This window comes from Pseudoalteromonas sp. NSLLW218, from assembly GCF_015864775.1.
Classification (GTDB): domain Bacteria; phylum Pseudomonadota; class Gammaproteobacteria; order Enterobacterales; family Alteromonadaceae; genus Pseudoalteromonas.
The window spans coordinates 55,652-66,842 of record NZ_JADYWO010000005.1 but is presented as its reverse complement, the minus strand read 5'-3'; the positions used below and the strand labels follow the sequence as shown (position 1 = coordinate 66,842).

15 protein-coding genes are annotated in these 11,191 nt (G+C 40.0%); 3 read left to right on the top strand and 12 right to left on the bottom strand.

The features are described from left to right. Positions 1-28 precede the first annotated feature (28 nt). The 11 genes from rpoS to I6E80_RS08795 all read right to left on the bottom strand — a co-directional run bounded on the left by rpoS (position 29) and on the right by I6E80_RS08795 (position 7,615). Complete coding sequence (gene rpoS, locus I6E80_RS08845; protein WP_076925191.1) at positions 29-1,003, bottom strand: RNA polymerase sigma factor RpoS; 975 nt, start codon at positions 1,001-1,003, stop codon at positions 29-31. A 35-nt stretch (positions 1,004-1,038) separates the two neighbouring features. Then, entirely contained in the window at positions 1,039-1,863 is an 825-nt protein-coding gene (locus I6E80_RS08840; RefSeq protein WP_197185364.1) for a peptidoglycan DD-metalloendopeptidase family protein, read from the bottom strand. 41 nt (positions 1,864-1,904) lie between these two features. Beyond that, on the bottom strand, positions 1,905-2,483 hold the full coding sequence (locus tag I6E80_RS08835) for a YqaA family protein (RefSeq protein ID WP_007584782.1): 579 nt from the start codon (positions 2,481-2,483) through the stop codon (positions 1,905-1,907). A 9-nt stretch (positions 2,484-2,492) separates the two neighbouring features. Continuing rightward, positions 2,493-3,131, bottom strand: coding sequence for a protein-L-isoaspartate(D-aspartate) O-methyltransferase (locus I6E80_RS08830; protein ID WP_165736244.1), 639 nt, complete (start codon positions 3,129-3,131; stop codon positions 2,493-2,495). Further along, entirely contained in the window at positions 3,121-3,885 is a 765-nt protein-coding gene (gene surE, locus I6E80_RS08825) for a 5'/3'-nucleotidase SurE (RefSeq protein WP_076925194.1), read from the bottom strand. The genes I6E80_RS08830 and surE overlap by 11 nt, the downstream gene beginning before the upstream one ends. Continuing rightward, positions 3,866-4,918 (bottom strand): tRNA pseudouridine(13) synthase TruD, encoded by a 1,053-nt coding sequence (gene truD / locus I6E80_RS08820; protein ID WP_197185363.1) that lies wholly within the window; start codon positions 4,916-4,918, stop codon positions 3,866-3,868. The genes surE and truD overlap by 20 nt, the downstream gene beginning before the upstream one ends. Beyond that, the gene (gene ispF / locus I6E80_RS08815) at positions 4,915-5,412 is read right to left on the bottom strand and encodes a 2-C-methyl-D-erythritol 2,4-cyclodiphosphate synthase (protein WP_197185362.1); all 498 of its coding nucleotides are present in this window, start codon (positions 5,410-5,412) and stop codon (positions 4,915-4,917) included. The genes truD and ispF overlap by 4 nt, the downstream gene beginning before the upstream one ends. After that, the gene (gene ispD, locus I6E80_RS08810) at positions 5,409-6,110 is read right to left on the bottom strand and encodes a 2-C-methyl-D-erythritol 4-phosphate cytidylyltransferase (RefSeq protein ID WP_197185361.1); all 702 of its coding nucleotides are present in this window, start codon (positions 6,108-6,110) and stop codon (positions 5,409-5,411) included. The genes ispF and ispD overlap by 4 nt, the downstream gene beginning before the upstream one ends. Further along, positions 6,100-6,387: a cell division protein FtsB gene (gene ftsB / locus I6E80_RS08805; protein ID WP_024596337.1), complete on the bottom strand. Its 288-nt coding sequence runs from the start codon at positions 6,385-6,387 to the stop codon at positions 6,100-6,102. The genes ispD and ftsB overlap by 11 nt, the downstream gene beginning before the upstream one ends. Positions 6,388-6,424: 37 nt before the next feature. Then, positions 6,425-7,060 carry a hypothetical protein gene (locus I6E80_RS08800; RefSeq protein WP_197185360.1) on the bottom strand — a complete coding sequence of 212 codons (636 nt, stop codon included), beginning with the start codon at positions 7,058-7,060 and terminating at the stop codon, positions 6,425-6,427. A gap of 75 nt (positions 7,061-7,135) precedes the next feature. Then, a complete protein-coding gene (locus I6E80_RS08795) occupies positions 7,136-7,615 on the bottom strand; it encodes a DUF2947 domain-containing protein (protein ID WP_024596335.1) in 480 nt (159 codons plus the stop codon). Between the two features lie 60 nt (positions 7,616-7,675). Between I6E80_RS08795 and I6E80_RS08790 the strand changes: the two genes are divergently transcribed. Genes I6E80_RS08790 through I6E80_RS08780 form a run of 3 tightly spaced genes read left to right on the top strand, consistent with a single transcriptional unit; the run spans position 7,676 to position 10,006 of the window. Next, positions 7,676-7,915: a DUF1653 domain-containing protein gene (locus tag I6E80_RS08790; protein ID WP_024596334.1), complete on the top strand. Its 240-nt coding sequence runs from the start codon at positions 7,676-7,678 to the stop codon at positions 7,913-7,915. A 53-nt stretch (positions 7,916-7,968) separates the two neighbouring features. Further along, complete coding sequence (locus I6E80_RS08785) at positions 7,969-8,817, top strand: MoxR family ATPase (RefSeq protein WP_024600605.1); 849 nt, start codon at positions 7,969-7,971, stop codon at positions 8,815-8,817. 1 nt (position 8,818) lies between these two features. Next, positions 8,819-10,006: a VWA domain-containing protein gene (locus tag I6E80_RS08780; protein WP_197185359.1), complete on the top strand. Its 1,188-nt coding sequence runs from the start codon at positions 8,819-8,821 to the stop codon at positions 10,004-10,006. Between the two features lie 107 nt (positions 10,007-10,113). Here the strand turns inward: I6E80_RS08780 and I6E80_RS08775 are convergent, their stop codons facing one another. Then, entirely contained in the window at positions 10,114-11,127 is a 1,014-nt protein-coding gene (locus tag I6E80_RS08775; protein WP_154903683.1) for a PIN domain-containing protein, read from the bottom strand. Positions 11,128-11,191: the final 64 nt, after the last annotated feature.

Here is an 11,191-nt window from a genome sequence, read left to right as displayed (position 1 = left end):
CACATAGTCTCTTAAATTGTTTAAGCTATTACGAAAACTGATTAAACAAGCTATCCGTACTTAAACCTTCTTGTTGCAAAATGTCTTTCAAACGACGTAATGCTTCTACCTGAATTTGTCTTACACGCTCACGTGTTAAGCCAATTTCACGACCTACATCTTCAAGTGTCGATGGCTCGTAGCCAAGTAATCCAAATCGACGTGCTAACACTTCGCGTTGTTTAGGGTTCAATTCACCTAGCCAATCTACAATGTGCTTATTAATATCATTGTTTTGTACTTCGCCTTCAGGGCCTGCACTTTTTTCATCTGGGATGATATCAAGTAGTACACTGTCGTTTTCACCACCAATCGGCATATCAACCGATGCTATTCTCTCGTTTAAACGTAGCATTTTAGTTACGTCTTCAACGGGTCTGTCTAGGCACGCTGCAATTTCGTCAGCTGTTGGTTCATGGTCAAGTTTTTGAGTTAATTCACGTGCTGTACGTAAGTAAACATTAAGCTCTTTAACTACATGTATTGGCAAGCGAATGGTGCGAGTTTGATTCATAATGGCACGTTCAATTGTTTGACGTATCCACCAGGTAGCGTAAGTAGAAAATCTAAAGCCACGTTCAGGGTCAAATTTTTCAACCGCGCGAATTAAGCCTAAGTTACCTTCTTCAATTAAATCGAGTAGAGCAAGGCCACGGTTGTTGTAACGGCGTGCTATTTTAACAACTAAACGTAGGTTACTTTCAATCATACGTTTACGTGAGGCTTCACAACCTCGAAGTGATTTACGAGAAAAAAACACCTCTTCTTCAGCACTAAGCAAAGGAGAAAAACCAATTTCGCCTAAATAAAGTTGGGTTGCATCAAGGTTTTTGGTTACTTCTTCTTTTGCAAAAATTTCATCGTCTTCTACTTTTTCTAGTAGCGTTGTACTTTCATCAGCATCGATGTCATCGAATTTTTCATCAGTCGTAGTATGTTTGTCAAGTTTTGCTGCGTTAGCCATAAGCCTTCTCCCGAGCAATTATCAATACCTAAAAATTAAGGTAGGTATTTAGCAGGATTGACAGATTGCCCTCGGTAGCGAATTTCAAAACGAAGCGCGGTGACCGGAGATTCTGAATTACCAATTTCTGCTATTTTTTGTCCTGCCTTAACCTTCTGCTTTTCTTTAACAAGTAATTTCGAGTTATGTGCATAAGCACTTAGGTAATCATCATTATGTTTCAATATGATTAAACTACCGTATCCTCGAAGAGCGTTACCCGCGTATACCACTGTTCCTTGTGCCGCGGCTAAGACTGAAGCCCCTTTGCGATTAGTAATCTGTAAACCTTTATAACCGTTTTCCTTATTAGAAAAGCGTTTGGTAATTTTACCCTTTGCAGGCCAAAACCACTTAACTTTACTGCTCGACAAACGTTTAGCATTACTAACTTTGTTACTGGCTTGTTTCTGAACATACTCTCGTTGTTTTGGAGGATCAAGCTCTTTCTTTAATATTATGTTATTTTTTTGTGTGTTTTTTATAGACTTTTTACTCGAATTCGTATATTTTTCATCCCTTTTTGTTTTTTCGGGCTTGGAGATTAAGGAGATGTTTTGCCCAGGAAAAATTGTGTAAGGTGATGGAATTGAATTGTTTTTTGCAAGTAATATAAAATCTTGACCGGCGCTAAAGGCTATAGAGTAGAGCGTATCACCTTTTTGCACCTTATAAATATCGCCATTTATGTTAATGGTGTGACCTAAATCATTAACATTATTATTTAGGCTGCTAACAGGCGCTGGAATATGGCGAGAAGAGCAACCAGAGAGAAAAACACCAACAAATATAGTCACATACAGTAAAAACTGTTTATTCATTGTATTTTTCTCCCAAATTAGACAATTGATATTTTTAACGCTTAACGCAATAAAAAGTACGCTAGCGCAATTAATACCACTAATCCCCAACCAAGTATTTCAATATATTGACGTAATTTTGCTTCCATTTTAGCCCCGCCCCACTTCATTAAGGCTGAAACTAAAAAGAATCGCGCACCACGTCCAATAGCCGATGCGAGTAAAAATGGCAAAAATGCCATTTGTAAAACACCTGCGCCAATGGTAAATACTTTATATGGTATAGGCGAAAAACCAGCTAAAAACACAACCCAAACACCGTAATCTTTAAACCAATTTAATGCGATATCAAACTTTTCTTGCCAGTGCATTTGTGCAATCAATGGCTCAACAACGGGTTCAAATAGCCAAAATCCAAGCAAGTAACCAACGACTCCACCAACAACCGATGCTATTGTGGCAAAACTTGCAAAACGCCATGCTTTTTTAGGTTGTGCAAGCGACATAGGTGCAAGCATTACATCGGGTGGGATTGGAAAAAAAACTGACTCTGCAAAGCTCATTGCAGCTAAATAACGTTCCGCATGGCGGTGCTTTGCCCACACTAGGGCCATATCATATAACTTGGTAAACAACTTCAAAATGAATTCCTATTCAATATCGCCAGGTACTAACGGCACAAATCTAACGGGAGCAATAACATGCTCTTTATAATTATCGCCTTCGCGGATAACCATTACTAATTTTTGATCACTCTCACCAATGGGCGCTAATAACACGCCCCCATCGGCTAACTGAGCAAGTAAGTCTTGTGGAACTTTGGAGGCCGCAGCAGTCACTATAATACCATCAAAAGGTGCTTGTGATTGCCAGCCTTGCCAACCATCACCATGCTTCATGGTTACATTATATAAATCGAGTTGTTGCAATCGACGTTTTGCCTGCCACTGAAGCGTTTTAATACGCTCTACCGAATAAACCTTTGTAAACGTTTTGGCTAATATTGCAGTTTGATATCCAGAGCCAGTACCAATTTCCAGCACTTTATTACGCACACCAGCTAAGCGAAGTAACTCAGTCATACGCGCTACTATATAAGGCTGAGAAATAGTTTGCCCTTGCCCAATCGGTAGCGCTGTATTTTCATAGGCTTTGTGTTTGAGCACATCATCTATAAACACATGACGTGGAACATCAGCTATAGCACTAAGCACTTGTGTATCTTCAACACCTTCACGCTTTAGTAAGTCAGATAGCGCTTTTGCACTGCGGGAATAATTAGCGAGCACGATTAATCTCCAAATCGGCTAACCAGTCTCCTACTGCTTTTAAGCTATCTTTAGCTGTCATATCAACACTTAATGGCGTAACAGAGGCATAACCGTTATTGATTGCGTAAAAGTCGGTCCCCTCACCTGCATCGCTTTCTGTGCCCAGCGATCCATACCAGTAAATATCACGGCCCCAAGGATCGGTTTGTTTGGTCATGGTTTCGGCTTTATGACGAGCGCCTAGACGTGTTACTTGCACCCCTTTTAATTCACTTAATGGAATATCTGGCACATTTATATTTATTATTTGATCTTTTGGAAGCGGGTGCGAAGCCAAGCCTTTAATAATATTTACGGTGACAGCAGCGGCTGTTTCAAAATGCTCACCTTTATGTGAGCAAAGCGATACTGCAATTGCAGGTAAGCCTAAGTGGCGACCTTCGGTTGCAGCGGCAACAGTGCCTGAATAAAGCGTATCGTCGCCTAAATTGGCACCATGGTTAATACCAGCAACAACAAGGTCGGGTTTTTCATCAACTAACTGATTTACACCTAAATGTACACAATCTGTAGGTGTGCCATTAACCGACATAAAACCATTTTCAAGCGTTGTTGCGCGTAGCGGGTTCATTAATGTTAAAGAATTACTAGCACCACTACAGTTGCGATCAGGTGCAACAAGGGTTACATCTGCAATTTGTATAAGCGCCTGATATAAAACCGCAATACCTTTGGCATTTACGCCATCATCGTTACTTAACAGTATCTTCATTTATGTCATTATCCTTTTCTTTGCGCTCTCGTGGACTTGCATCTGTGTAATCCACCAGCTCGCGTAATAATGCGGTTGCAAAACATCCTTTTGGCAAACCAAAACTCAGTTTTAAACTGGTTTCATCTATGGTCTCAACCGTTAAGTTTTGCGGAATTAAACGCAGCATCCTGCGCTCATTTTTAAGGCCTAACTCACCTAAGCCATCACACCATGTTTGATATGGTTCGAGCCATACTTTTTCTTGCTCGGTTAGGCCTTTTTCACTTTTACCCACCATAGGTGCCGACATCATAATATCGCCAGTGGCTAATCGCTCTATGTTTTCGTCGTTAATTGCATCTTCAAAAAATGCATTACTGCCGCTGAGCATAAATACTTCACGGTGCATTGTTTTAGCTAAACCATGTTCGGCTACACGTAAATTTACTATTTGATTAAATACATGAGAACGCGCTGCTGAAATAATAATACCGCGCAGTTTTTTATCGCGAATACGCTCACCGGCAAACATTTTTTCAGCCATTACTAAGTTATGGCCGCCATGCCCAAAACGCTGCTCGCCAAAATAGTTAGGTACACCTGCGCGTACAGCGTTAATACGGCATAAAATATCAAGCGGCTCAGTCACGTTACGAAGCGTAATAGTGAATTTATTACCCTTGTGGCAGCCCGTACGTAATTTACGGTCGTGGCGCTGTTGCGACACAATAAAAATGCTCTCACTATTTAAATCACTAAAATCGATAGGCTTTTTAATCGGTACTTTCACACTAAACCACTGCGAGCACACACCGTGGCGATCTTTCATGCCAGCGTAACTTACGTCTCGTGGTGAAACACCCGCATGCTGCGCAATTAGCTTAGCAACATATTGCGTATTTTCGCCTTTTTTAACCACCTGCAAACACACGTGTTCGCCACTACCAGTAAATTCTATGCCTAGGTCTTCATCAACCATAAAGTCTTCAGCAGTTGTTTTAAAGTCTGCTTTAGAAAGCGGTGCACCGTATAAATAATTTAAATCGCTCATGCGTTTTTTGTACTCGTAAGCTCTTTACTCATAATAACCACAGCATGGCTTGATATACCTTCTTTACGCCCTTCAAAGCCTAGCTTTTCGGTTGTAGTGGCTTTAACGTTAATTTGCGAAAGGTCACAATTTAAATCGCTAGCTAAATTAGCGCGCATAGCTTGAATATGTGGCAGCATTTTTGGCGCCTGTGCAACAATAGTCACATCGCCATTACCAAGTACATAACCTTGCTCTTTAGCTAAGCCCACCACATGGCGAAGTAAAATACGGCTGTCGATATTTTCATACTCGCTTGCCGTATCTGGAAAGTGCTTACCAATATCACCCATTGCAAGCGAGCCTAAAATAGCATCGCATAATGCATGAATAGCAACATCACCATCTGAGTGCGCTAAAAAGCCCTGTGGGTAATCAATTTTTTCACCACAAATAGTTAACGGGCCTTCGCCGCCAAATTTATGTACGTCAAAACCATGGCCAATTCGTATCATAATGCACTCTCGTTTTGTTGTTTGTGTAGTAAAAACCCAGCCAAATCTAAATCCTCTGGCGTGGTTATTTTAATATTATCGCTGCGACCTGCTACAAGCTTTACCGGTTTACCTGCCCACTCAATTGCACTGGCTTCATCGGTAATAGTTACCCCACTTGCTAATGCGTTTTGAAGCGCACTTTTAAGCTCATTATATTTAAAAAACTGTGGGGTAAGTGCTTGCCATAAGTCGTCTCGTGGCACAGTTTGTTCGCTGTACTCGTGGCCACGTTTTATGGTGTCTTTTACTTTGCTAGCTAAAATACCGCCTTCATCAGCGCTTACGCATTCATCAATCAAACGTTCTATATCACTGATATTAACTAGCGGACGGGCAGCATCGTGCACCAATACCCATGTAGGCGGGTTAGGCGCTAAAAAAAGTAAACTATTGAGTACAGAATCTGCTCGCTCTTTACCGCCACTAGCTCGCACAATGCGCTTATCAAGCAGTGGGAGTTCATCAAAATAAGGGTCGCTGTCGCTAAGAGCTACAACAATAGTACGTAATTGAGATAATTGGGAAAGTTTAGCTAAGGTGTGTTCTAAAATGGTTTTACCGGCTAATTGTATATATTGCTTAGGCGCATCGTGCTGCATTCTACTGCCAACACCCGCTGCAGGTACAATTGCTGCAATAGTCTGTTTATTTGTCATATTGTTTGCCCGGTAAAACACGAATAAACGTTTCGTCCGGTTTAATCATTCCCAATTCGTTGCGTGCACGCTCTTCAATGCCTTCTTGGCCAAGCTTTAAGTCTTCAATATCTGCTTTAAGTACTTTATTACGTTTAATGAGCTTTTCGTTAGTTACTTGATGCGACGCTACAGCACCTTTTAGCCGTGTGTAGTCTTGTAAACCATTATGACCAAACCATAATCTGTATTGTACAAACAGTGCTAAGCACAGTAAGCCAACTTGAAAAATACGCATTTAACACTCCTTATTTTAAATTCCAAATACCTTAGCTTTAATACGCTAAGGGGCGCTTTAAATTGCGCCAATTAATACTACCCGCTAAAAGCATTTCGCGTAGAGATAAAACCCGTGGCATGCAACGCTTCGAAAATTGCCACTGGTGCCCACAACATGCCCCGGTTAAACTCACTTTACTTGGCTTTATTAACTGAGCATTTTGCTGCTCTAGCCCATTTCCTAAAAAATCAAACCAACCAAGCTCGTTACAATGCAGCTTATTTTCGCCTAACTGATCGATACTGTCTATTCTAAGACGCACCTGATCGTAGCCATTTAATATAACGGGCACTATAAGCCCCACTTTGGCATACGTTTGATAAAAAAGTTCATTAGCATGAACATTCACATCGGGTGGGGTTGGTTTTTGCTTTTCAAGCCACGTACCATTTTGTGCGTCCAGCGTAAAAGGCGTGTCACCATTGGCAACTAACGTTGCAGCTCGCTCAATATAATAAGGTAGGCTTTTTAACTGGCGGCGCAGTTTATCGGCATTAGGCTCTGCAACTAATCGCTGAACCTCACGCTGATAAAACGCATTACACAATTGTGCATACAACACTTTTTGTGCATCAGTTTGCCAAATTTCAACTTGCTGCTGAGCACCAAGTGACTGATTTTTAGCGACCAAAAGCTGTACTCAAAAATATTTAGGTAAATGTTTTATAACACAGTATTGAATATTTTTTAAGCGCAGCGCACTAATTTAAGCGCTTGGCTTTTCACCTAATTTTGCTTTACCTGATTCTAAAAATTGCACAACCGTATTACGCTTTTTACCAATCAATAAACTGCCATCAGCTAAAAACATAAAGTTTTGCCAATTGCGTTTAAATACATCAAATGTTGTTTCGATAATATTATCGCGTGCCATACAAAAATAAACAGTGGTGTTAGCTTCCCAATCTAAAAACGTTAAGATTGCTTCTGGAGGTTGCGCATCCCCATTTTCCCACGCATCTTGCCAATCTACTTCTTGGCTAAAGCTTTTTTCTTGGCCACACCAATCGGTGTCTTCAAAAAAATCAGGGTGATCAAACTCACGGCTTACCATGGTTGTCCAAAGTACGGCTGCGCGCTCGTCGCTCATAGGCTTTATTTTTGCTGCGTCTTCATCAGATACAGGTAAATCTTTGTGGCGAAAAACCCACGCCTTTTTGTAATCATCTAAAGAAATATAGTTCATAGTGTCGGCAAATTAGTTAACATTAAAAGTGCAAAGCCAAATTATACAAGAGATCAAAACATGACTACAGCAATAAAACCACTTTCCCTCAAACCAGGCTTATACCAACACTACAAAGGGCCGCAATACAAAGTTATTCACGTTGCCACCCATAGCGAAACCGAGGAACAGCTTGTTATTTATCAGGCTCTTTACGGTGAATTTGGTATTTGGGCACGTCCACTTAGTATGTTTAACGAAACAATAGAAAAAGACGGCAACACAATACCGCGTTTTGCCTATATTGGTGAAATAGATTAACTATGGCATCATGAATACATTCAATACTGCTCTGACCAGATAGAGGCTAACTCGTGCAATTTAATTCAACCGATAATTACATAGCTAGCAGCTCGCTTAAACAAGCTGTAAATGCTGCCATTATGCTCGAAAAACCACTTTTAATTAAAGGCGAACCCGGCACAGGTAAAACTATGCTGGCTGAAGAACTTGCTAAAAGTTTAGACACCACGCTTATTCAGTGGCATATAAAATCGACCACCAAAGCGCAGCAAGGCTTGTACGAGTACGATGCGGTTTCGCGCCTGCGCGACAGCCAATTAGGTGACGAGCGCGTACATAATATTAGTAACTACATTGTTAAAGGTAAGCTGTGGCAGGCATTTACGTATGCAGAGCTTAACGGTAAACGCCCAGTACTATTAATTGATGAAATAGACAAAGCTGATATCGAGTTCCCAAACGACTTACTGCTTGAGCTTGATAAAATGGAGTTTCATGTTTATGAAACTAATGAGCGTATTGTCGCAAAAGAGCGCCCAATTGTGATCATCACATCAAATAATGAAAAAGAATTACCGGACGCATTTTTACGCCGCTGCTTTTTTCATTACATTGATTTTCCTAGCAGCGATGAAATGCAGCAAATTATTGACGTGCACTACCCTAACGTTAAACAGGATTTAGTACGCCAAGCACTCGAAGTGTTTTTTAACCTGCGCGAAGCTAACGGCCTTAAAAAGAAACCTTCCACCAGCGAATTACTCGACTGGTTAAAGCTCTTAATGGCTGAAGACATAGACGCTAAAACACTGCACGACAAAGCTAAAAAAGGCGGTTTAATGCCCATGTTTGGCGCACTGCTTAAAAACGAGCAAGACATAAGCCTAATCGAAAAACTCGCGTTTATGAGCCGTCGTTAAGATGTTGATAGCATTTTTCTTCAAACTGCGTGAATACCGCTTACCGGTAAGCCTGCGTGAGTTACTCGATTTAATTAACGCCTTAAAAAAAGGCGTTATATTTGCCGACGTAGACGCGTTTTACCATTTAGCGCGCACCATAATGGTAAAAGACGAAACGCACTTTGACCGTTTCGACAAAGCCTTTAGTGACTACTTTAGCGGTATTGCCGACCTTGATTTACTCGAAAGTTTAAAGCAACAGCACAACTTACCTGAAGATTGGCTACGTAAAGAGTTTGAAAAAAACCTAAGCGATGAAGAAAAAGCCCAACTTAAAGCTATGGGCGGGCTCGACGAGCTAATGAAAACCCTAAAAGAGCGTTTAGAAGAGCAACAAAAACGCCACGCAGGCGGCAATAAATGGGTGGGCACTGGCGGCACATCACCTTTTGGCGCTTATGGTTATAACCCTGAGGGCGTGCGCATTGGTCAAGATGGCAACCGTAACCGCCAAGCGGTAAAAGTGTGGGATAAACGAGAATACAAAAACCTCGACACCGACAGAGAAATTGGCTCGCGTACTATTAAACTCGCCCTTAAAAAGTTACGTAAGTTTGCCCGCACTGGCGCAAGCGACACGCTTGATTTAAATGAGACTATTCGCGCTACTGCAAAACAAGGCGGCATGCTTGATGTAAAAATGGCACCCGAACGCCACAATGCAGTAAAAGTATTGATGCTGTTTGATATTGGCGGCTCAATGGATGACTACATCCACACCTGCGAAGAATTATTTAGCGCAGCCCACAGCGAGTTTAAACATTTAGAATTTTACTACTTTCATAACTGTTTATACGAGCACGTTTGGCAAGACAATGCGCGGCGCCACTCAAACGTAATCGACACCATGATGCTGATTAATAAATTTACCAGCGACTACAAAGTCATATTTGTCGGCGATGCCACTATGGGACCTTACGAAATAGCTTATGCGGGCGGCTCCGTAGAACATTACAATGAAGAGCCCGGCAGTGCATGGCTTGCACGCATTACAAACCACTTTGATAAAGTCGCCTGGCTCAACCCACAACCCGTTGAACACTGGCCGTACTATCAATCGATTGGCTTTATAAAAGAGTTAATGAACAATCGCATGTATGCGCTGAGTTTAGATGGGATAAGTAGAGCGATAAAAGAGCTGAGTTAAAATATTAATTTATCTAGCTACCTAAATATATTAATAACTCTTTTGGTTTAGTTATTTAAAAATACTCTAATTAAGGTAGCTAAAGCTTAAATATCGACTCCAGTTTTTTAATTATAAAATTTATGAACTATATTTTTTAAAGAGTATTCAATATTTCTATTTGATACTTCATAGTAGTCAACATAACAATCGAGCTGCACTACCTGTTCTAAAACTAGAGTTGTCTGACAGTCTCTCCTCATATATTCGAAGCCAGCATCCAAAGTCAATACTACTTCATATTCAATTACAGCTATTGGCTCATCTAAATCTTTCTCAATAACGGCAATATTTATAACCTCTATATTTGCTGAGTGCATTTCAAGATCAAGAATACCTCTATTCCACTCTTGAATTTCTAATAAGTTCAAACTGTTTTCGCATACATCTTCAAAAAAGTTTTCAACATATGTTATCAATTTATTTTTAGTCACATTACCTTTTAAAAACTCTATAACTTGACCGACCTTTGAGTCATTTTCTTTATTAATAGCGGTCATTAAATCTTTAAGCGTTTTATAGGTAAAAATCTCTTTTTCAGAATATTCTAAAGAGCCAAAATCACTATCATGTGATACTAAATGCCACTCTTCTACAATTGAATCACGCTGGTTCATATATTCTTTTAAAGCTAAAATATTAATAGCATCAGGAAATTCACTTTTAGACTTGTTTCCAGACTTCCCTTTAAATGGAGGTTTTTGTAAGAAATACATATCCAGTAATTCAGTTTCATCAATATTTGTAATTGGAACTTCAATACAATTTACTGTCGTTAGAAAGTTAGTAAAATATTCAGAGTACTTGCCTTCAATATTACTTTTTAGCATCTCATATTGTTCATCTATTGATGGGCTAAGTAACTTAGTTTTTCCTTTAAGTTTATCTATAAGATTCAAGGCATCATTTTCCATTACTTCAAGGATACCCTCAACCTCTTTGGTGATGATACTTGTTATATAAAGTTGGCAGTGACTCATCTCACAATACTTTTTTAATTGTTTAAAAGCTTGATTTGAAAAAGTATCAAAACCTAAATTCCGATAAGCACATGAGTCAATAAATACATGTTTAATTGCCATAACCTATTCCTTTAATTTAAATTAATCCTAACAGCTAAAACTTTAAAGCATCTTACTCATAAAC

Bases quoted from the DNA above. Each gene is read 5' to 3' on its own strand.
- surE (WP_076925194.1), bottom strand. From the start codon at position 3,885: ATGAAGATACTGTTAAGTAACGATGATGGCGTAAATGCCAAAGGTATT.
- truD (WP_197185363.1), bottom strand. From the start codon at position 4,918: ATGAGCGATTTAAATTATTTATACGGTGCACCGCTTTCTAAAGCAGAC.
- I6E80_RS08775 (WP_154903683.1), bottom strand. From the start codon at position 11,127: ATGGCAATTAAACATGTATTTATTGACTCATGTGCTTATCGGAATTTA.
- I6E80_RS08780 (WP_197185359.1), top strand. From the start codon at position 8,819: ATGTTGATAGCATTTTTCTTCAAACTGCGTGAATACCGCTTACCGGTA.
- I6E80_RS08795 (WP_024596335.1), bottom strand. From the start codon at position 7,615: ATGAACTATATTTCTTTAGATGATTACAAAAAGGCGTGGGTTTTTCGC.
- ispF (WP_197185362.1), bottom strand. From the start codon at position 5,412: ATGATACGAATTGGCCATGGTTTTGACGTACATAAATTTGGCGGCGAA.
- I6E80_RS08790 (WP_024596334.1), top strand. From the start codon at position 7,676: ATGACTACAGCAATAAAACCACTTTCCCTCAAACCAGGCTTATACCAA.
- ftsB (WP_024596337.1), bottom strand. From the start codon at position 6,387: ATGCGTATTTTTCAAGTTGGCTTACTGTGCTTAGCACTGTTTGTACAA.
- I6E80_RS08840 (WP_197185364.1), bottom strand. From the start codon at position 1,863: ATGAATAAACAGTTTTTACTGTATGTGACTATATTTGTTGGTGTTTTT.
- rpoS (WP_076925191.1), bottom strand. From the start codon at position 1,003: ATGGCTAACGCAGCAAAACTTGACAAACATACTACGACTGATGAAAAA.
- ispD (WP_197185361.1), bottom strand. From the start codon at position 6,110: ATGACAAATAAACAGACTATTGCAGCAATTGTACCTGCAGCGGGTGTT.